Here is a 20,535-nt window from a genome sequence, read left to right as displayed (position 1 = left end):
ACCAAGGAGGAATCGTATAATGAAAGGGCATTCAAACAAGAACCAAAAAATGAACTATCAATTATCTTTAGTTGCTTATTCTCATGTGAAAGGACAAGTGGCAGATTTAGAGTTTCATTCTCATCAACAATACGAACTTTATTTTTTTTATGGAGGAGAATGCAAGTATTTGATTAATAATCAAATATATGATCTACAACCCGGAGATATGCTGTTTTTAGATGGTCTAGATTTGCATAAGGCACATGTAACGGGGAACAAAGAGTTATACGAAAGAAGCATGATTCATTTTTCACCAGAATGGATTTTACCAGTTTTGCAAGAATTGGATGCGCTTTTTTTATTTGATACTTTTAGTCAGTTGCATCATGGGCTATTTCACACATCAAATGTAAAAGAAACTCTTGAAATTGAAAGATTAATCAATCAGTTGTCACTATTATCTCAAGCAACAGAGGTGGACAATGAAGCAAAAGCAGAGGCCAAAGCAAAAATTTTGTTAATTCAATTGCTTTTTAAAGTTCATGAATTAGAGAAAACAACAATGTTGGTGTTAGATAAAGGGAATGAAGGTAAGTATTTATATGTAGAGAAAATTGCTTCTTACCTCCAAAAATATTTTAAAGAGGCCATTTCTATAGAAGATATCTCAAAAGCACTGAATTTGAGCTCTTCGTACATTTCACATACGTTTAAAGAGTCTACCGGTTACACCGTAATGCAATACTTAATGGATTATCGGCTGATACAAGCGAAATACCTGATTGAAGTTGCAGGAGAAAATAAAACAATCAAAGAGGTTTCTAGAGAATGTGGTTTTGAAAGTGATGCACATTTTAATCGTTTTTTTAAGAAGAAAATTGGTATGACCCCGAATGAATATAGGAAGAAAAAATTATACAAATACACTAGAATGATAGGAGAATGACAAATGACTAAAAAAGTTAGATTAGGAATTATAGGTATCGGAACACAAGGATCAATGTATGCAAAGTTTATTAAAGACGGTATGGTACCAAATATGGAAATTGCGGCAATTTGTGATATCGATTTAAGTAAAAAAACATTAGTTGAAGAGCAGTACACAGGTGTTCCGTTTTATGAGGATTATATTAAAATGCTTGAAAGTGGAAAGGTAGACGCAATCATCACTTGTGTGCCGCATTTCTTGCATCCAGAAATGGGAATTGAAGCTTTAAAACACGATATTCATGCTTTAGTTGAAAAACCAGCAGGCGTCTATACGGCTCAAGTCAAAGAATTAAATGACTACGCAGCGATGAAACCGGAATTGACTTTTGGAATTATGTTCAATCAACGCAATAATCCTTTATATAAAAAGCTGAAGGAAATCATGGACAATGGTGAAATCGGTAAAGTGCGTCATACAAGTTGGATCATCACTACATGGTGGAGACCGCAACCTTATTACGATCAAAGCGAATGGAGAGCAACTTGGGGTGGAGAAGGCGGAGGCGTTTTAGTCAATCAAGCTCCTCACCAATTAGATTTATGGCAATGGATTTGTGGTGTTCCTGAATCTGTTTATTCCAAAGTTGCTTATGGATTTAAGCGTAATATCGCTGTTGAAGATGAAGTAACTGCAGTCGTAGACTATGGTAACGGCGCAACAGGTGTCTTTGTTACTTCGACTCATGATATTGTTGGAACCGATCGTTTTGAAATATTAGGCGATAAAGGAAAAATTGTGGTTGAAGATAGTTTGACTGCTACTGTTACACGTCTAAAAAAAGATGAAACAGAATTAAGCGAAAATATGGGCATGGAAGACGTTGCTAAATTATTTATGGGACAAATGAATGTTGAAGAGTTATATACAACTGAGACAATTAAGTTTGATAGTGCATGGGGCGAACAACATTCAGGTGTGCTAGAGAACTTTGCGGCTAACATTCTTGATGGTACGCCATTATTAGCACCTGGATCAGACGGAATCAAAGGAGTTCGTTTAGCAAATGCAATCCACTTATCAAGTTGGACAGGCAAAGAAGTTAATTTACAAGAGTTAGATGAAGAGTTGTATTTGGAAGAATTGAACAAACGGATCCGTGAAGAAGGCAAATTTTCTGAAAGAACATCTTCATAAAAAAATCATTAGTGAACTAAGAAGCAATGCAAGGAGAGAATGTGTATGCTAAGAGTTGGTTTAATAGGATTAGGAGAAGTTTCTCCTATTCACGTGAATGCCATTAATGCTAGTGAATACGGAGAGTTAGTAGCGGTATGCGATAGCGATCCGGATAAAAAAAGTGAATGGATGGAGTTTCCTTTCTTCAGTGATACGGAAGCGATGTTGAAAAAGATGCAACTGGATGTGGTGCACATTTGTTTGCCGCATTATTTACATCAACCGAGTACAGAATTGTGCGTGAAGTATGGGGCACATGTGTATTTGGAAAAACCAGTAGCCATAAATTATGAAGAGTCCTTGCAACAGCTTGCATTAGCAGAAAGTACGGATCGGAAAATCTGTGTTAGTTTTCAGAACCGCTACAATAAGAGCTTTATGAAATTAGTAGATATCCTTAAAAATGATGATGTTGGAGAAATCACGTCTATCAAAGGTTTAGTCACGTGGTTTCGACCAGAAAGTTACTATACTTCAAAACCATGGCGTGGACGGAAACTAGAAGCCGGATACGGTTCGATCATCAATCAATCGATTCACACACTAGATTTGATCCAATTGATTGCTGGAGAATTGAAGAGCTGTAGAGCGTCCCTGTCTAATTTGACGGATTACGCTATTGAGGTAGAAGATACGGCTAGTGCCACCTTCAGTTTTCAATCTGGAGTAAAAGCTTTCTTCCATGCGACCAACGCTTATACAGAGAACTCTTCAGTGGAATTACAAGTGATTACTGAAAAAGAAAAATTCACCATTAAAGATAGCCGTTTATACTTTACAAATGAGAATGGACGGAAAGAAGTCATAGTAGAAGATGATCGCATTCCTGGATCGAAATTTTACTATGGAATGGGGCATCGGATTTTGATTGAACGTTTTTACAAGAGCATTTTGGATAATACCGAAGATTACGTACATGTAAGAGAATCCATTCCAACAATGGAAATGATTGAAATGATGGATCGTTCGTCAAAAAATACTGGAAACGCACAACGAGTGAAAAGAGAGGAGCTTTTATATGGGACAACAAGTGAAAATCGGGGTACAAGGGTACACACTGAAGAAGCAGTTCAGTGAATTAGGACCTTATGAAACGCTAAAGAAAATAAACGAATTAGGATATAACGCAGTGGAGATCTCTCAAGTAGACATGACTCCAGAAAATGTTGCAGAAATCAAACGTGCTTCTGAGGAATTCGGAATGGAAATTGCTTCTTTATCAGCAGGATTGAAACCAATGATGGAAGGACAAGAATCTTTATCTACTCATTTGGACAAAATCATTGCAGACTGCAAAACGTTAAACACAGATATCGTTCGCATCGGCATGCTGCCATTTGAAGCGATGGCTTCTTTGGAAAAAGTTGTAGAATTTTGCCATGAAGCAAACGCAGTAGCAGAAACAATGAAAGAACAAGGAATCAAATTGTACTACCATAATCACCACATTGAATTTGTAAAATACGATGGGCGTTACTTGTTAGACATTATCCGTGAGGAAGCACCATTGTTAGGTTTAGAATTGGATGTTCACTGGGTACAACGTGGTGGACGCAACCCGGTAGAAGTATTGAAAGAGTATGCTGGAAAAGTGGATTTAGTTCACTTAAAAGATTACCGTATCGTACCTGTTCCACAAGAAGCGGTAGATGAGATACTAAAAGGAAACGCCGGAGATTTCATGCATGCCTTCACGAATAATATCGAATTTGCTGAATTGGGACAAGGGACATTAGACTTGCCAGCGATTATCGAACAAAGTATTGCAAGTGGTGCACGTTACTTATTGGTCGAACAAGATGACCAATATGGACGCGATCCGTTTGAATGTTTAGCAGAATCACGTGACTACCTGAAAAAAATTGGGTATGCAGATTTATTTTAACCAACAAACTGACTAACTAAGGAGACTAGGGATTTATCCCTAGCTCTCTTTTCTATTGAGTGATGCATGAAAGGAAGCGAATGAAATGGCTAGTAAAGACGGTATGAACTATGCTCCAAAAGGAAAAATCAATCGTGTAGTAAAAGAAGGCGAATTTAACTTTGCTGCAGTAGCTTTAGATCACGGGCACATTAACGGGATGACAAATGGATTACTAGAAGCAGGAGCTACGTTAAAATGGGTATACGACCCAGATCCTGAGAAAGTAGCGGCCTATCAAGAACAATTCCCGGATGCACAAGTTGCTGAATCTTTAGAGCAAATCTTAAAAGACCCAGAGATCCATTTGGTTGCAGCAGCAGCAATTCCGAACAAACGGAGTGAACTAGGAAACCGAGTAATGAGAGCTGGGAAAGATTATTTTACAGACAAGACTGCTTTTACCACTATGGAACAGTTAGACGAAACCAAGCGTGTTGTAAAAGAGACCGGACAAAAATTTTGGGTTTACTTCAGTGAACGTCTTCATGTTGAAGGAGCTGTATTTGCAGGTCAATTAATTAAAGATGGAACGATCGGCGAGGTTATTCAAGTAACGGGGTTTGGTCCACATCGTTTAGACAAAGAAAAACGTCCTGACTGGTTCTTCGATAAAGAACAATATGGCGGGATCCTTTGTGATATTGGAAGTCATCAAATAGAACAGTTCTTATACTTTACTGGGAATGAAGATGCGGAAGTACTGCACAGTAAAGTAGGAAACTACGCGAATCCGGATACGCCAGAATTAGAAGACTATGGCGATGCGACTTTACTTGGAGCAAATGGTGCTACTTTTATGTTTAAAGTCGATTGGTTTACTCCTGATGGATTGAACACTTGGGGTGATGGACGCGTCTTTATTACCGGAACAAAAGGAACGATCGAAGTTCGTAAATATCTAGATGTTGCTCGTGAAGAAACTGGGGATCATTTGTACCTAGTCACCGCAGAAGGAGAAAAACACTATTCTTTAACGGGAGAAGTAGGCTTCCCATTCTTTGGTGAAATGATTAAAGATTGTATCCATCGAACAGAAAATGCTATGACACAAGAACATATTTTTAAAGCGCAAGAATTGTGTTTGATCACACAAGAAAAAGCGCTGGTTATCCCAACAAAATAGTAAACAAAAAGCTGCAGCGAGATTCCTTAATAAAGGATTTTCGCTGCAGCTTTTTATATTGCGTTCTATTCCATGCGTTTTAATGGAACGATTAAAAGGTTGTAATCGTAAAAGAAACTTCTTTTTGTTCATTTGCTTCTAGTAAGATAATGCCTTCTTTTTCTTCAAGTTTTCCAATTTCTCCTATAACATCTGGCAGCCCATAAAATGGTTCGATACAAATAAAGGGTGCATCCATTTGTTCTTTGGTCCATAAGCATAGGTAGGGGAAATCTGAAATATCTACTGTTACTCCATGTTTATTTTGAGGAGAAGCTAATGTGACCGTTTCAATAGTTGGTTCATCAATAATAATCAATCCATCACGGAAGGTTTCGTGATTCATATTTAAAACACCATTTTTCATATTTTTAAATGGTTTCTTATTTCCACTTCGGTAAGGTACAGGGTCACTTTCGAAGTAATTCACTTCTTTTTTAGGCTCAATTCTCAATGTATAGTCGTCATAAGTACCTTCTCCGTTCATTGGAATGTTGAATGCAGGGTGACCACCAATTGAAAAAGGCATAGTTTCAGTTGATTCATTTGTTACTTGATAAGTTGTTTTCAGCTCGGAGCCTTCTAAATTATAACTAATGACTAATGAAAAATTGTACGGGTACATTGCTTTTGTTTCGTCCGTTGATTTTAATACAAAAACTGCATTTATATCAGAAGCTTCCGCTACTTCAAATTCAAGGTCTTTCGCAAATCCATGTTGTGGCAGTTCATAAGTTTTGCCATCTTTAGTATATTTATAGTCATTTAAGCGACCAATAATAGGAAATAAATTTGGTGCATGACTTCCCCAAAAATCAGGGTCTCCAGTCCATAGGTAATCAAAGTTTTCTTGTTTATTATAAATTTTCTGTAGTTCAGCTCCTTTTGTTGCTATTTCAACAAATAATTGTTCGTTTTCTAATGTTAACATTTGTTTTCCTCCAGTACGTTTATTTTATGTTCTGCTGATGCAGGGTCATGTTCCAATGAATAATCCTAAAAAGCTATTAATAAGGGCAAGTAAATTAATCTAAATATACTACAAATAGCCCGAGAAATGAGAAGAAAAGGCTGGTTTTATCGTAAGAAAGACAAAGTGAGAAACCGGTAGAAGGATTAGGTTTGATTTGCGGACATAGAAAGAATTCTTTATACTTTGTATAGATACAATGAAAAATGGATAGTGTCTAATCCTAACGTTTTATTACACTATGGAGGAAAAAAATGGATAAAAAAACAGAGAAATTATTGATTAAGAAAGCAAAGAAATTAGCTAAGTGGTATGAAGGTGTATTTGTAAATCCCGTTTTTTGGGAAGTAAATGGAAAACCGTACTACATGGCTGGATTTACAGTGCATAATACCGCAAAAGCGACAGCTTATTTAACAACTGTAGGGGAAGAAACGAGAGAAGAAGCAGAAATAGCTCAATCTTCATTATCACTTTTTTCAGATACTAGTACAAATATTTTTAAGGTTGGCGGTGAACATCTAAAAATAGACATTACTTACTATACGGAACCCCTAAAAATACCGGTAAATTCAACAGATTTAACCGTAAATGAAGGTCATAAAGCTTTTGAACAACTGTGGGATTTACAACAGAAGTTTAATCAGTTGACCAATGATTACAAAAGCTATTACGATGAACTATTGCAGAGAGAGCAATTAATGCAAAAAGATATTGACCATAATATTGAAATAGCCAATTGGGTCAATCTTTACCAATATGAAACATTATCGCTATTATTAGATCGAAATAACGCATTGCGCGTATATTCTAATTATCTGATGAAAACGAAAGAATGGAAATCTTTATCACGTGATCAACGGATATTTGTTACTCAAATCACAGATAATGTTGCTAAAGTGGAAGAAAACCGCCGTTCTTTAGCGCTTATTGAAGTGGATGATCAAGAAAAAATGATTGCATTGAATAAGGAAAAAGCGAAAAGTGATCTTAAAAAAGGTATTGATAAACAAAAAGCATATATTCGCTATCCAGTCTAACGAATAAAAAGTAGTATCTACCAAGTGAATTGAACTGGTGAAATAATTAACTAAAATGAAGAATCATTTGTAGGAGCGAATTAAGTGAAAAGATTGGGGAAGTGATAAATATGAAGCGGGTTATCTTAGCAGAGAAACCTTCCCAGGCACAAGCGTATGCTGAATCTTTTGGAAAATTTTCAAAAAAAGATGGGTATATTATTTTAAATCCATCCAATGATATCATTACTTGGGGATTCGGACATTTAGTCGAATTGGCTTCCCCAGAAGAATATAGAGATGAATGGAAAAAATGGAATATGAAAGAACTGCCCATTATTCCGCAAACGTTTAAATTTAAAGTTGGGCAAGGCAAAAGCAAACAGTTTAATATCATAAAAAGACTGTTGAAAGAAGCAGACCAAATCGTGATCGCTACTGATAGCGATCGCGAAGGGGAAAATATTGCGCGGTCAATCATCAGCCAAGCAAAAGCAGATAACAAGGAAATTAAACGTCTGTGGATCAACTCACTTGAAGCGGATGAGATACAAAAAGGATTTTCTGATTTAAGAGATGGAAAAGACTTTTATTCTGCTTACATTGAAGCTCAAACAAGACAAATAAGCGACTGGTTAGTGGGTATTAATTTATCGCGCATGTACACTCTTTCGCTGCAAAAAAAAGGCATTAATGAAGGGGTATTTAGCGTGGGGCGTGTTCAAACACCAACCCTTTATATGATTTATACTCGTCAAAAAGAGATTGAAAATTTTATCCCGGAACCTTTTTTTGAAATGCACGCTACAATAAAAGCTGAAAAAGGGTCATTTAAAGCCAAATATAACAAAAAATTTCCAACAAAAAAAGAATTACAAGATCTAATCAAAAAACATGAATTACTAGCTAGCAATCCTGGAGTGATTTCTGATATCGGAACGAAACGCATTTCACAGCCTTCACCGTTTTTGTTTTCCTTAAGTGACTTGCAAAGTTTGATAAATAAAAAATATAAAGTGAGCCCATCAGATACATTGAAACATGTCCAATCGCTTTATGAAGCTAAATTGCTCAGTTACCCACGAAGCGACTGCCGGCATATTACTGATTCAGAGTTTCATTACTTGATAGAAAGAATTGACGGTTATCAAAGTGTATTGAATTATACCATAGAACAGCCGAATACAAGTAAACGAAAACGGTATGTAGATGGTTCAAAAGTTCAAGAGCATTACGCTATTATTCCGACTAAAAAAGTACCCACGCAAAAAGAGTTAGACAAGTTGACATCCATTCAAAAAGAAATTTATTATACTGTTTTGAAGCGGACAATGGCGATGTTTGAAACAGACTATAAATATGATGAAACCACCATCACGGTAGAAATTAAAAAGCTCCCTTTTATAAGTAAAGGAAGAACGATTCTGGATAAAGGCTGGCGCAAGTTGGAGTATGCTGCTAGTAAGAAAACAGATAAAGAAGAAAATACAGAATTGCCTTTAGTACAAAAAAATGAAGCAATTGAAGCAGATTTAGCTACTTCAGAAGGGTTTACAGCACCACCAAAATCTTACACAGAAGGTACCTTAATCACTGCTATGAAGACTTGTGGTAAAGAACTGGAAAATGTGGAAGAAAAAGAAATCCTAAAAGCCACTGAAGGGATTGGAACAGAAGCGACCAGAGCGAATGTTCTTGAGACACTTAAAAAACAACACTATATTGAGATTCAAAAAAACGATGTGACGGTTACCCAAAAAGGAGCGATACTGTGTCAAGCAGTAAAAAACACCTTATTAAGCAGTCCTGAAATGACAGCCAAATGGGAAACTTATTTAAAGAAAATAAAGAAAGAAGAAGGCACTCAAGAAGCATTTTTGGAAAATATTCAAAAATTTATCGACCATACATTGGCTTCAAGCGCTCAAGTAATTGAAAGCAGTGACTGGTCTACTCGTATAACGAGTATGAATCAAACGATTAGTCAAACAAAGCAGACAATTGGAACTTGTCCTGCATGCGGCCAGTCGATAATAGATAAAGGGAAATTTTATGGTTGTAGTGGATACAGTAACGGCTGTACCTTCACATTGCCAAAAAGATATGTAGGAAAAACATTATCTGAAGCAACAATAAAAAAACTATTAAAGACAAAAGAAACATCGTTGTTAAAAGGATTCAAGAAAAAAACAGGCGAGACTTTTTCAGCTGCTCTTATAGTGAATGAGGAGCATAAGGTAATGTTTAAGCCCTATAAAAAAACGGATAAATAAAGGCTAAACATTAGTATGAAGAGATTTTGAAATGAAACCCCAAGTAATAGTGAGTGGGTTCACTATTACTTGGGGTCTTTTTGCAAAGAAAAAGTTGCACATAGATAGAATATCATCTATATTAGTAAGGAAGCAAAATGGAAGAAAAGAGGTCTAAATGTGGACTATAATTCTTATGCAAAAGTGATGAAAGCTTTATCTGATCCTAAACGGGTAAAAATAGTAGATATGCTTTCTAACGGCAAGTTATGTGCTTGCGCTATTCTGGAGCAATTTAATTTTACACAGCCTACTTTGTCTCATCATATAAAAGTGTTAGTGACTGCTGAGTTGGTAACAGTAGAAAAAATAGGAACATGGCATTACTACTCATTAAATGAAGATATAATGACTGTATTGGTAACGGATACGCTAAAACTCGCCTCAGCCAGCGCGACGTCTATTGGCGGAGAAGTAAAGGGACAAGGAGAGAAATGAGATGAAAATTGTCATAATTGGATCGGTTGCTTCGGGAACTTCTGTAGCAGCTAAAGCTAGAAGAAATACAGAAGAAGCTGAGATAACAGTTTACGATCAAGGGAAGGATATTTCTTATTCTGTCTGCGGCATTCCTTATCAAATTGGTGGAGAAGTCGCAACAATTGAAGAATTGACGCCACGTGATTCTGTATGGTTCAAGAAAAGATACAATGTAGATATTTATACGGAACATAAAGTGACTCATGTGAATGCTAATGAAAAAACGCTACTGGTTGAAAATAAAGTAACTGGGGAAAGTAAAAAAGATACTTATGATGTGTTGGTATTTGCGACCGGAGCAACACCTATTATTCCTGTTCCGTTTGACCAAAAAGACTACCAAAATACTTTTGTAGTTAGAAATATTCAAGATGACCGAGATATCACGACTTTTATTGCTAGTAAACAACCTAAAAAAGCGCTAATTATCGGAGGCGGTTTTATTGGCTTAGAAATGACGGAACAGCTAGAAAATTTAGGAATCGAAGTGACAGTAGTTCAAAGAGGAAAACACATTATGCCGCAAATGGATCCAGACATGGCTTTTCGAGTAGAAAGTTACTTACGCGAAAAAGAGATTCGGTTGATTCTTGACGATACAGTGCATGCGATTGTCGAAACAGAAAAAACCATTACTGGAGTAACCACGACCAAAGGGATAGAAATCGAAACGGATATGGTTATTCTAGCGACTGGGGTTCGTCCAAATACTGCATTGGCAGAACAAATCGGTGTGAATATAGGAGAAACCGGTGCTATCGCAGTCAATCATCAAATGCAGACCAACATTCCTGATGTTTATGCAGTGGGAGACGTAGCAGAGAGTTATTCTCTTTTGACCAATACTCCAATGTATCGCCCGCTTGGAACAACGGCTAATAAAATGGGTCGCATTGCAGGTGATGTGATTACTGGTGGGAATTTAGAACACCGCGGTATCTTGGGAACAGGGATTTTTAGAATTTTTGATAGGCATGTTGGGTATACCGGAATGACCGAAAAAGACGCAGCGAAAGCTGGCTATGAGATTGAAGTTTTATTCAATATCAAACCAGATCATGCAGAGTATATGGGCGGAAAAGAATTGACCATTAAAGCCTTAGCCGATAAGAAAACGGGCCGCATTCTGGGAGCGCAAGCCATTGGTCAAGGTGGAGTCGACAAACGAATTGATGTGATTGCAACCGCCATAACGTTTAAAGCTAAAGCAGAAGATTTGTTCCATTTGGATTTAGCTTATGCACCACCTTTTGCCACAACTAAAGACCCGGTTCTCTATACTGGAATGGCTTTAGACAATGCATTGAAAAGCAATCCACTGATGACACCGGCAGATTTAGTAAATCGTCAACGGGATGATGAAGCTTTGCAAATTATTGATACGCGTTCAAAAAAAGATTTTGAAAAAGCCCATGTAAAAGGAGCTATTCATATTCCACTCGCTGAACTAAGAGAAAGAAGTAAAGAGTTGGATAAATCCCCTACCACCATTGTCTATTGCAATAAAGGGGTCACGGGAAATGCTGCTCAAAACATATTGCTTAATAGTGGATTTAAAAAAGTATATAATTTGTCTGGTGGGAATAAAAATTATCAAAGTTACATTAGAATGATAGGTTTGAAAAAATAAAATCAATAAAAAAAGCTACTATTAAAAACAAATAGGAAGTTTCCTTTCTATTTGTTTTTTCATGGATCAAGCTAGAATCTTGCATAGAAAAATGGAAGATTAAAAGAAAGGAACGAAATAATGTTTAATACGTTTAAAAAATATGGTTGGTTTTTCAAGTTGCGCTGGAAAAGTTATACGTTTGGTGTTACAGCTTTAATTATTTGTGCTATTTTACAAGTTATGAATCCAAAAATCATCGGTACTATTATTGACCATTTCATAGCAGGAACGCTAAATTGGCAAATTTTGTCTTTTTGGGTTGCACTAATTCTTATTTTTTCATTGGTTATGTATGCTTTGAGATATGGCTGGAGAATGGCTTTATTTGGGAACTCAACATTGATTGAGTCTATTTTACGTAATCGTTTGTTTACATTTTTCACTCGAATGGATTCAGAATTTTTTCATAAATACCGTACGGGAGATTTGATGGCCCATGCTACAAATGATTTGGCAGCTATTCGATTTGTAGCAGCTGATGGTGTCTTAACATTAACGGATGCTCTATCATTAGGCGGTGTTACGCTTTTTTCTATGTTCTTTTTTATTGATTGGAAGCTAACGCTCGTCTCTATTTTGCCATTGCCAATCTTGATTTTTGTCTCAACTTATTTAGGGAAAATGATTCATGCCCGTTACCGTGGAGCCTTACAAGCTTTTTCATCTATGAACGATCACGTTCAAGAAAGTGTAACGGGTATGAAAGTGCTCAAAACACTTGGAGAAGAAAAAGAAGATTTTTCTGCTTTTAAAGAAGAAACACAAAAGGTTGTAAATACAAACCAACGCGTCTACAAATTAAAAGCAGCTTTAAACCCAAGCATTGAGATAATTATGGGATTAACGTATGTAATTGCCTTGTTAGTTGGTGGGAATTATGTGCAAATTGGACGTATTTCTATTGGAGATTTAGTGGCTTTCATTAGTTATATTGGCATGATGCAGTGGCCATTGCTAGCTGCAGGGGGTCTTATTAATACACTTGAACGAGGAAATGCCGCTTACGATAGGGTAGATGCTTTATTAGATTACACTCCTTCAATTGTGGAATTGGATAATCCTTACCGTCAATCTTTAAATGGAGATATTGCGTTTGATATTCAATCGTTTGCTTATCCAGATGATCCGCATCCTACTTTAACTAATGTTTCTTTCCAATTAAAAAAAGGTGAAATGCTAGGAGTAGTCGGCAGAACGGGTGCTGGAAAGAGCACGTTATACAAATTACTGCTACGTGATTATGATCAATATGAGGGAACGATATCCTATGATGGGATTAATATAAAAGAGTACGCATTAGAGTCACTTAAAAAAGGAATAGCTATTGTTCCACAAGAAAACTTTTTATTTTCAACAACTATTCGAGAAAATATCCGTTTTGGGAATCCGAATTTATCGCAAGCAGAAGTTGAAAAATATGCAACATTAGCCAACATCCATGAAGATATTTTACAATTCTCTGAGGGCTATGATACGAAAGTTGGGGAACGAGGAGTCTCTTTATCTGGTGGACAAAAACAGCGGATTGCGATTGCACGTGCTTTAGCTGTAGAACCAGAATGTTTGATTTTAGATGATTCTCTCTCAGCAGTAGATGCTCAAACGGAAGAAACTATTTTAAGTTTATTGAAGCAAGAAAGACGCCACAAAACAACCATTATTTCTGCCCATCGTATTAGTTCAATCATGAATGCAGATGAAATCATTGTAATGGAAAAAGGAAAGATCAGTGAACGCGGTTCTCATCAAGAATTGATCGGAATAGACGGCTGGTATAACGATATGTACCATAAACAACAACTCGAGAAAAAATTAGATGGGGAGGGAGTGTAATGGAAGCACAAAAACAAACAGCCTTTTCCACTAAAGAATCAGGGCGTATCTTGTTTAGTCTAATCCGTTTTGCAAAACCGCATAAATTTCTTTTCATCTTCTCATTTCTATTTTTAGCGTTGAGTGCAGCAATAGCTGCGTATTTGCCAATCATTATTCAACGTTACATTGACACTTATTTAGCAAATGGGACAGCAACAATGGAAATTACAGTACGTATAGTAATTTTTTATGGAGTACTGACTCTCCTCAAGGCCATCTTTTCATATGCAAAGGATTTTCTATTTAACACGGCTTCTGAAAGAACCGTTGCGAATATTCGAAATCAATTGTATGAAAAAGTTGTTTCATTGGGAATGCGTTATTTTGACCAAACTCCCGCGGGTACAGTTGTTTCTAGAGTAACAAATGATACAGAAACCATAAAAGACTTTTGGACAGTCTTTTTAAATATTGCAAATGGGTTATTTAATGTCATTTCAATCACAATTGCTATGTTTGCATTGAATTGGCGAATGGCGTTAGTCTTTTTGCTGTTTACACCTTTCATTATCTGGATTGCAGGAATCTATCGAAAGAAAAGTACGGTTGTCTACAGTCAGATGAGAAAAGTATTGAGTCAGCTAAATGCGAGTTTAAGTGAATCGATCAGCGGAATGAGTATTATCCAAAAGTACCACCAAGAAGAGCGTTTGATAGAAGAATTTAGCGATATCAATCAAGAATATGTCGTTTCTCGACGTTCGATGTATAGCATGAATGCATTATTATTAGCACCAGCTATCAATGTGATTGAATCCGTTGCTCTAGTAGTAGTATTGCTAATTTTTGGGTATCAAGATTGGAATCAAAGTGCAGTTGATATTGGTCTGGTCTATGCGTTTACGGCATATTCGCGCTCATTCTTTCAACCCATTAGTCAAATGATGAATAGCTTAAGCTCCTTACAAGATGGTATTGTTTCTGGGTATCGGGTCCAAGAATTATTGAAAAATGATGAACTTGCACCGCAATCTATGCCAGGGGAAAATGGGTTGATTACTAACGGACACATCAAAGTAAATAATTTGAACTTTTCATATGATGGTAAGAAACAAGTTTTACGCAACATCAGCTTTGAAGTGAAACCAGGTCAAACAGTTGCTTTGGTCGGTCAAACGGGATCAGGAAAAAGTTCCATCATTAATGTCTTGATGCGCTTTTATGAATACCATGAAGGAGAAATTACTATTGATGGACACTCGTTAAAGGATATGTCTATTGAAGGGCTTAGAACTAAAATGGGCTTAGTTTTGCAAGATAGTTTCTTGTTTTATGGAAATATCGCCGACAATATCCGAATGTACAATACCTCTTATACAGAAGAAGAGGTTAAGCAAGCGGCTGAATTTGTCTATGCAGATGATTTTATATCTGAAATGGAAAATGGTTATGCATCAAAAGTCATTGAACGAGGAGCAAGCTTATCTGCTGGAGAAAAGCAGTTAATCAGTTTTGCTAGAACCATTTTACGTTCACCACGTATACTAATCCTTGATGAAGCAACGGCTAATATCGATACAGAAACAGAAGAAAAAATTCAAAAAGGTTTAGCCAATATGCGCAAAGGTCGGACCTCTTTGATTATTGCCCATCGTTTATCTACGATTAAAGATGCAGATAAGATCTTAGTTCTGCATAACGGTGAAATTGTTGAACAAGGAAGTCATGATGAATTAATTGATCAAAAAGGCACCTATTACGATATGTATCAGTTACAGACCTATCAAGAAAGAACAGGCGACTTATAAACACTTAAACCGATTAACTATCAAAAAAAGATCGAATCATTTTAGATTCGGTCTTTTTTTGTTGAGCTTTTTATCGGAAATTGATGAAGGTCAATTTTTTAAGGAGTAGGACTGCTTATACTAAAGATAATAAAAGATAGGAGGAAGATCATTATGAGTAAAGCAGTATATCAATTAGAACCATTAACTTGTCCATCATGTATCAAGAAAATCGAAACGACTTTAAATAAAACGGCAGGTATTGAATCAGCCAAGGTAATGTTTAATTCAAGCAAAGTAAAAACAGAGTTCGATGAAACAGCTATTGAAGCTAGTAAAATTCAAGAAACCATTCAAAAATTAGGTTATCCCGTACTATCTGCCAAAATATCTTAATAGATGAAGTCTGATAATGAGTTGAAAATAATCTAAAGAAGGATTCCGACTTTCAATAGTGGGAATCTTTTTTTGAAAAGTGAAATGGAGTAGATTAAATGGAAGTAGGATTAGGATCAATCAACCCCCATGCTATTGAGATAGGCTCTTTCGTGATCCATTGGTATGGTGTCATCATTGCTGCAGCAATAGTTTTAGCTATTCATTTAAGCACCAGAGAAGCAAAGAAAAAAGGTCTTGAAGAGGATATCATCATTGATATGGCTTTATGGGCTATTCCGATTGGTTTTATAGGTGCACGTCTCTATTACGTTTTATTCGAATTAGATTATTATCTCCAGAACCCAGGAGAAATTGTAGCTATTTGGAATGGTGGAATTGCTATTTACGGAGGGTTGATTGCAGGAGGACTTACACTATACTGGTATACAAATAAGAAAGGCGTTTCTTTATCATTGTTATTAGATATCTTGGCACCTAATGTATTGTTGGCTCAAGCTATCGGACGCTGGGGAAACTTTATTAACCAAGAAGCTCATGGAGGACCTGTTAGTTATGCATTTCTTGAAAAATTATATTTACCAAAATTTATTATTGAGCAAATGAACATTAAGGGTACCTATTACCATCCAACGTTTCTATATGAATCACTGTGGAGCGTAGTGGGATTTGGACTGATTATCCTATTAAGGAATCGGAAGAACATGTTGCGTCAAGGAGAAGTAGCGTTAAGTTACGTACTTTGGTACTCAGTAGGGAGATTCTTCATTGAAGGGATGAGAACAGATAGCTTGTGGATAGGGGATTTGATGCGCGTATCGCAAGCCTTATCTTTAGTGTTATTCATCGGAGCTATTCTCATATGGTATCTCCGCAGGCAAGATTATCCGCCTATTCCGTACTATTCCAAGGGTAGAGAGACAACGAAACTAAGGTCATTAGTATAACAAAAAAAGATTTCAGCAAAATGTGCTGAAATCTTTTTTTTATTGACTGTGGTCAATTTTTAACTGCGTATTAAGAAGTAAGATAAGACTATAAAGAGAGAGCAAAAAGAAAGGAGAAAGATCAATGGCTAAAGCCTTATTTAAAATCGAACCGCTTGACTGTGTTGGATGTGCAAAAAAAATAGAAAATCAGGTCAAAGAATTAGACGGTATCGAATCGGTCAGAGTTTTTCCTCAACTTGGAAAGATTCGCACGACATTTGACAACCAAAAAGTTACGATCCATCAAATTGAAAAAGCCATTCTGTTAACCGGACATTCCATTCATTCAAAAGTAAGCACATAAAAAATTAGGAGGAATAAAAATGATTGCACATATTAATCATCATAAAAATCATATCACTATTTTATCAGGAGTCTTAATCGCTATTGGATTTATTTCTGGCTTCTTGGGAACTGAAAATTTAAAAGACATCGCTTTAATTATTGCAACTCTTATTGCCAGTGTACCTATTTTTATCAAAGCCATTCAAGCGTTGCGTATGAAAGCTTTCAGCATTGATTTATTGGTCAGTATTGCTGTTCTAGGGGCATTGTACATTGGCGAGTACACCGAATCTTCTGTGGTAACCTTCTTGTTCTTATTTGGAGATTATTTAGAAATGAGAACGTTAGAAAAAACCCGTTCTTCTTTAAGAGAATTGGTTGATATGGCTCCACAAGAAGCGACAATATTACGGGCAGATGGAAACACAGAGACAATTCCCGTCGAAGAGGTTGAAGAAGGAGACCGTGTCGTGATTCATCCAGGTGGAAAAGTTCCTGTTGATGGTAAAATTGTCTCCGGAAAAGCTTCTATTAATGAAGCGGCGATTACTGGGGAATCTGTTCCAGCTTCAAAGACAATCGACGCTAAAGTTTTTAGTGGAACTATAGTAGACAATGGGTACATTGAAATCATCGCTGAAAGAGTTGGTGATGATACGACATTTGCGAAAATTATTGAGCTAGTTGAAGAAGCACAAGAATCAAAATCTAAAGCCGAAAAATTCTTAGATAAATTCGCCAATATCTACACACCAACTGTAGTTGTCTTATCGATTATCGTGTACCTCTTTACTAGAGATCTCCATTTGGCCATTACGTTCTTAGTTATCGCATGTCCTGGTGCTTTAGTTATCGGAGCTCCCGTTTCAAATGTTGCCGGTATCGGAAATGGCGCAAAGAATGGGGTGTTGATTAAAGGTGGAGAAATTATGGATAAGTTTTCCAAAGTTGATACCTTGGTTTTTGATAAAACAGGTACCTTAACAAAAGGAAAACCTGAAGTGACAGACATTCACACGTTTAACAAAGTCGATAAGGATACGTTATTGGAACTAGTGGCTAAAGCAGAAACCATTTCTGAACACCATTTGGGACAAACAATTGTAAAAACAGCCAGAAACCGTGGCATGGACCTTGCTTCTATGGAACTAACTGATGGAGAAGCAATCAAAGGCAACGGGATCAAAGCTGTAGTGAACAAGCGTAAAATTATTGCTGGTAATCGAAAATTAATGACAACTGAAAACATCACATTGTCAACGGCTGTTGAAAGCTATGCCGTGAGCCGTGAAAAAGCAGGTAACTCTGCTATCTTTATCGCAATTGACGGAAATATTGCTGGTATTATCTCTATTGCCGATCAGATTCGTGATGATGCTAAGAAAGCTTTGGCACAAATGAGAGCAAATGGAATTAAGAAAATCGTCATGTTGACTGGAGATAACAAACATACTGCAGAAGCTGTTGCAATGGAACTAGGATTAGATGAGTTCCATGCTGAATTATTACCAGAAAACAAAGTAGAATATGTAAAGAAATTGAAAGAATCAGGACACATTGTTGCTATGGCGGGAGACGGAATCAACGATGCTCCAGCGATTGCAACGGCTGATATTGGTTTAGCAATGGGTGAAGGCGGAACTGATGTATCGATGGAAACAGCAGATGTTGTCTTAATGGCTGATAAGTTGATGCAGTTCTCACATGCTTACTCATTATCTAAAGCAACAACTAGAAATATGAAACAAAATATTTTCATTGCGGTAGCTGTAGTAGCTATTTTATTAACTGGGGTCTTAATGGGAAGTGTTCATTTGGCATCTGGAATGTTCATACATGAAGCCAGTGTACTAATCGTTATTTTAAATGCGATGCGTTTGATTCATTTCAACCGTAAAAATATGCAAGCAAACGTAGAAGGAGTTGTAGTACCTGTCGAAGCGTAATCAACTGGAGTACTACCCAATAGGCAAGGAAATGTGCTGAACCATTGAAAGGAGTGATTAGTCAAAATTAAGTGCGAGTCCTACACTAAGTTAATTCAAGCTAATTTGTTCAAAAGGCAACCGTAACTAATCGAATGATAAAACTAGGAGGATTTAAAAATGACTGAAGCACACACCAATGAAGAATTATATCAAGCTGAGACCGTACAAGAGGAAAAAGAGCATGATCATCACAATCCAACTGCAGCGGCTATGACGAACCATATTATCTCTAACCAAGCAATCTTACATGTGAAACTGCACCAGTATCATTGGTATGTAAAAGGACCAAATTTCTTTTCATTGCATGAAAAATTTGAAAATTTATATGAGGAAAATGCTAAGTATTACGATGACATTGCAGAGCGCTTAATTGCTTCAGGTGCCAAACCAGCATCTACTACTGAAGAGTATGCGAAGTATGGGTTGATCTCTGAATCATCAAAAGATAAATATTTGTCAGCTGAAGAAATGGTTGGAAATCTAGTAGATGATTACCGTCTCACAAGAGATTTGACACTAAGAACGATCCGACTAGCACAGAAAGAAGAAGACTTTGTATTAGAAGATACCATGATTGGTTACAAGAACTATTTAGACAAAACAATTTGGCTGTTACAAGCGTTTCTTAGCCAATCAGCTCTTGAAGGAGAAGATGAGTAAACCCATTAAATAAATAGTCAAAGTCAGCCTACTACAGAAAAAATTCATTTCTGCAGTAGGCTGACTTTGATGAAATCTAAGCAAATAAGAAAGAATGTTTAACTTAACTCGAAGAATCCAGCTGAAATTGGTATACTAAGGTTAATGATACTGTCAAAAAAGTAACTTATGTGGAGGAAATGAATATGAATCATACACACCATGACCATTCGAGTAATTCGCATAAAGCATGCGTATCTTTGGTTCCCATCTTTAATCACTTAGAAGATGAGCAGTTAGATGAAATTATGAAAACAACGCGATCTGTAACGTATAAAAAAAATGAACTTATTTATCATGCTGGAGATGAATCGGATTCTCTTTATATTATTAATAAAGGAAGAGTTCGAATCTACAGATTATCAGATTCTGGGAAAGAACAATTAGTTCGTATGTTAAATCCTGGCGAATTCACTGGTGAAATGGCTTTATTTTCAGAATCTACACATGAATCGTATGCTGAAGCTATTGTGGACACAAAAATTTGTATGATTAAGCGCTCTGATTTGCAAGAATTCTTGCTGAAATACCCTTCGATTGCTCTAAAAGTGATTGCTGAATTTTCAAGTCGCCTTGAAGCATCTGAAAAGCAAACGACACGTTTTTCAACAGAAAAAGTTGAAACTCGTATTGCTTTATATTTAGCAGAAAGTCTCAATGATGAAGAACTAGGAGCAGCCGAATTTACTTTACCTATGAGCAAAAAAGATTTGGCTTCTTATTTGGGAACGACTCCTGAAACCATCAGTCGTAAGTTCAATGACCTAGAGGAGAAAGGGTACATCAAACAAATTACTCATAAACGAATTAGAGTACTTGATTTAGATGGGTTATTATTGGTTTGATAGAATAATGAGGTCTGTAAACTGAGCAGCAATGCGAAAA

The 20,535-nt window shown here is 36.5% G+C and carries 18 protein-coding genes; 17 read left to right on the top strand and 1 reads right to left on the bottom strand.

All coding sequences use genetic code 11. The annotated features are described in order from the left end of the window. Positions 1-19: 19 nt before the first annotated feature. From BP18_RS09405 to BP18_RS09385, 5 genes are all read left to right on the top strand, one after another. On the top strand, positions 20-928 hold the full coding sequence (locus BP18_RS09405) for an AraC family transcriptional regulator (protein WP_029276673.1): 909 nt from the start codon (positions 20-22) through the stop codon (positions 926-928). Between the two features lie 3 nt (positions 929-931). After that, positions 932-2,107, top strand: coding sequence for a Gfo/Idh/MocA family protein (locus BP18_RS09400; RefSeq protein WP_029276672.1), 1,176 nt, complete (start codon positions 932-934; stop codon positions 2,105-2,107). Between the two features lie 45 nt (positions 2,108-2,152). Next, positions 2,153-3,226: a Gfo/Idh/MocA family protein gene (locus BP18_RS09395; RefSeq protein WP_029276670.1), complete on the top strand. Its 1,074-nt coding sequence runs from the start codon at positions 2,153-2,155 to the stop codon at positions 3,224-3,226. Beyond that, positions 3,168-4,034 (top strand): sugar phosphate isomerase/epimerase family protein, encoded by an 867-nt coding sequence (locus BP18_RS09390; protein WP_029276668.1) that lies wholly within the window; start codon positions 3,168-3,170, stop codon positions 4,032-4,034. Before BP18_RS09395 ends, BP18_RS09390 begins: the two co-directional genes overlap by 59 nt. A gap of 85 nt (positions 4,035-4,119) precedes the next feature. Further along, positions 4,120-5,199 (top strand): Gfo/Idh/MocA family protein, encoded by a 1,080-nt coding sequence (locus BP18_RS09385; RefSeq protein WP_029276666.1) that lies wholly within the window; start codon positions 4,120-4,122, stop codon positions 5,197-5,199. Positions 5,200-5,290: 91 nt separating this feature from the next. Here the strand turns inward: BP18_RS09385 and BP18_RS09380 are convergent, their stop codons facing one another. Next, positions 5,291-6,169 carry an aldose 1-epimerase family protein gene (locus tag BP18_RS09380; protein ID WP_029276664.1) on the bottom strand — a complete coding sequence of 293 codons (879 nt, stop codon included), beginning with the start codon at positions 6,167-6,169 and terminating at the stop codon, positions 5,291-5,293. Between the two features lie 293 nt (positions 6,170-6,462). On the opposite strand from BP18_RS09380, the gene BP18_RS09375 reads away from it, so the two are divergent. From BP18_RS09375 to BP18_RS09320, 12 genes are all read left to right on the top strand, one after another. Beyond that, the gene (locus BP18_RS09375; RefSeq protein ID WP_029276662.1) at positions 6,463-7,248 is read left to right on the top strand and encodes a hypothetical protein; all 786 of its coding nucleotides are present in this window, start codon (positions 6,463-6,465) and stop codon (positions 7,246-7,248) included. Between the two features lie 110 nt (positions 7,249-7,358). Further along, a complete protein-coding gene (locus BP18_RS09370; RefSeq protein WP_007721869.1) occupies positions 7,359-9,500 on the top strand; it encodes a type IA DNA topoisomerase in 2,142 nt (713 codons plus the stop codon). A gap of 159 nt (positions 9,501-9,659) precedes the next feature. Next, positions 9,660-9,977 (top strand): ArsR/SmtB family transcription factor, encoded by a 318-nt coding sequence (locus BP18_RS09365; RefSeq protein WP_007721868.1) that lies wholly within the window; start codon positions 9,660-9,662, stop codon positions 9,975-9,977. A gap of 1 nt (position 9,978) precedes the next feature. Beyond that, positions 9,979-11,649, top strand: a complete 1,671-nt coding sequence (locus BP18_RS09360; protein WP_029276660.1) for an FAD-dependent oxidoreductase — start codon at positions 9,979-9,981, stop codon at positions 11,647-11,649. A gap of 120 nt (positions 11,650-11,769) precedes the next feature. Continuing rightward, on the top strand, positions 11,770-13,524 hold the full coding sequence (locus BP18_RS09355) for an ABC transporter ATP-binding protein (protein WP_007721866.1): 1,755 nt from the start codon (positions 11,770-11,772) through the stop codon (positions 13,522-13,524). Then, complete coding sequence (locus BP18_RS09350; RefSeq protein WP_029276658.1) at positions 13,524-15,314, top strand: ABC transporter ATP-binding protein; 1,791 nt, start codon at positions 13,524-13,526, stop codon at positions 15,312-15,314. The genes BP18_RS09355 and BP18_RS09350 overlap by 1 nt, the downstream gene beginning before the upstream one ends. A gap of 153 nt (positions 15,315-15,467) precedes the next feature. Continuing rightward, on the top strand, positions 15,468-15,689 hold the full coding sequence (locus tag BP18_RS09345; protein ID WP_007721863.1) for a heavy-metal-associated domain-containing protein: 222 nt from the start codon (positions 15,468-15,470) through the stop codon (positions 15,687-15,689). A gap of 98 nt (positions 15,690-15,787) precedes the next feature. Next, positions 15,788-16,636, top strand: a complete 849-nt coding sequence (gene lgt / locus BP18_RS09340) for a prolipoprotein diacylglyceryl transferase (protein ID WP_029276655.1) — start codon at positions 15,788-15,790, stop codon at positions 16,634-16,636. A gap of 124 nt (positions 16,637-16,760) precedes the next feature. Then, positions 16,761-16,982, top strand: coding sequence for a heavy-metal-associated domain-containing protein (locus tag BP18_RS09335; RefSeq protein ID WP_029276653.1), 222 nt, complete (start codon positions 16,761-16,763; stop codon positions 16,980-16,982). Positions 16,983-17,001: 19 nt separating this feature from the next. Then, positions 17,002-18,909, top strand: coding sequence for a heavy metal translocating P-type ATPase (locus tag BP18_RS09330; RefSeq protein WP_029276651.1), 1,908 nt, complete (start codon positions 17,002-17,004; stop codon positions 18,907-18,909). A 159-nt stretch (positions 18,910-19,068) separates the two neighbouring features. Beyond that, positions 19,069-19,611 carry a Dps family protein gene (locus BP18_RS09325; protein WP_029276649.1) on the top strand — a complete coding sequence of 181 codons (543 nt, stop codon included), beginning with the start codon at positions 19,069-19,071 and terminating at the stop codon, positions 19,609-19,611. 185 nt (positions 19,612-19,796) lie between these two features. After that, a complete protein-coding gene (locus BP18_RS09320; protein ID WP_029276647.1) occupies positions 19,797-20,495 on the top strand; it encodes a Crp/Fnr family transcriptional regulator in 699 nt (232 codons plus the stop codon). Positions 20,496-20,535 lie beyond the last annotated feature (40 nt).

Origin of the sequence: Carnobacterium jeotgali MS3, from assembly GCF_000745125.1 — a bacterium.
GTDB lineage: Bacteria > Bacillota > Bacilli > Lactobacillales > Carnobacteriaceae > Carnobacterium_B > Carnobacterium_B jeotgali.
The sequence above is the reverse complement of the archived record's forward strand: the minus strand, read 5'-3'. Positions and strand labels throughout refer to the sequence as shown.

What these genes read in the sequence shown, in the direction of transcription:
- BP18_RS09405 (WP_029276673.1), top strand. Translation starts at nt 20, where the DNA reads ATGAAAGGGCATTCAAACAAGAACCAAAAAATGAACTATCAATTATCT.
- BP18_RS09400 (WP_029276672.1), top strand. Translation starts at nt 932, where the DNA reads ATGACTAAAAAAGTTAGATTAGGAATTATAGGTATCGGAACACAAGGA.
- BP18_RS09395 (WP_029276670.1), top strand. Translation starts at nt 2,153, where the DNA reads ATGCTAAGAGTTGGTTTAATAGGATTAGGAGAAGTTTCTCCTATTCAC.
- BP18_RS09390 (WP_029276668.1), top strand. Translation starts at nt 3,168, where the DNA reads ATGGGACAACAAGTGAAAATCGGGGTACAAGGGTACACACTGAAGAAG.
- BP18_RS09385 (WP_029276666.1), top strand. Translation starts at nt 4,120, where the DNA reads ATGGCTAGTAAAGACGGTATGAACTATGCTCCAAAAGGAAAAATCAAT.
- BP18_RS09380 (WP_029276664.1), bottom strand. Translation starts at nt 6,169, where the DNA reads ATGTTAACATTAGAAAACGAACAATTATTTGTTGAAATAGCAACAAAA.
- BP18_RS09375 (WP_029276662.1), top strand. Translation starts at nt 6,463, where the DNA reads ATGGATAAAAAAACAGAGAAATTATTGATTAAGAAAGCAAAGAAATTA.
- BP18_RS09370 (WP_007721869.1), top strand. Translation starts at nt 7,359, where the DNA reads ATGAAGCGGGTTATCTTAGCAGAGAAACCTTCCCAGGCACAAGCGTAT.
- BP18_RS09360 (WP_029276660.1), top strand. Translation starts at nt 9,979, where the DNA reads ATGAAAATTGTCATAATTGGATCGGTTGCTTCGGGAACTTCTGTAGCA.
- BP18_RS09355 (WP_007721866.1), top strand. Translation starts at nt 11,770, where the DNA reads ATGTTTAATACGTTTAAAAAATATGGTTGGTTTTTCAAGTTGCGCTGG.
- BP18_RS09350 (WP_029276658.1), top strand. Translation starts at nt 13,524, where the DNA reads ATGGAAGCACAAAAACAAACAGCCTTTTCCACTAAAGAATCAGGGCGT.
- BP18_RS09345 (WP_007721863.1), top strand. Translation starts at nt 15,468, where the DNA reads ATGAGTAAAGCAGTATATCAATTAGAACCATTAACTTGTCCATCATGT.
- lgt (WP_029276655.1), top strand. Translation starts at nt 15,788, where the DNA reads ATGGAAGTAGGATTAGGATCAATCAACCCCCATGCTATTGAGATAGGC.
- BP18_RS09335 (WP_029276653.1), top strand. Translation starts at nt 16,761, where the DNA reads ATGGCTAAAGCCTTATTTAAAATCGAACCGCTTGACTGTGTTGGATGT.
- BP18_RS09330 (WP_029276651.1), top strand. Translation starts at nt 17,002, where the DNA reads ATGATTGCACATATTAATCATCATAAAAATCATATCACTATTTTATCA.
- BP18_RS09325 (WP_029276649.1), top strand. Translation starts at nt 19,069, where the DNA reads ATGACTGAAGCACACACCAATGAAGAATTATATCAAGCTGAGACCGTA.
- BP18_RS09320 (WP_029276647.1), top strand. Translation starts at nt 19,797, where the DNA reads ATGAATCATACACACCATGACCATTCGAGTAATTCGCATAAAGCATGC.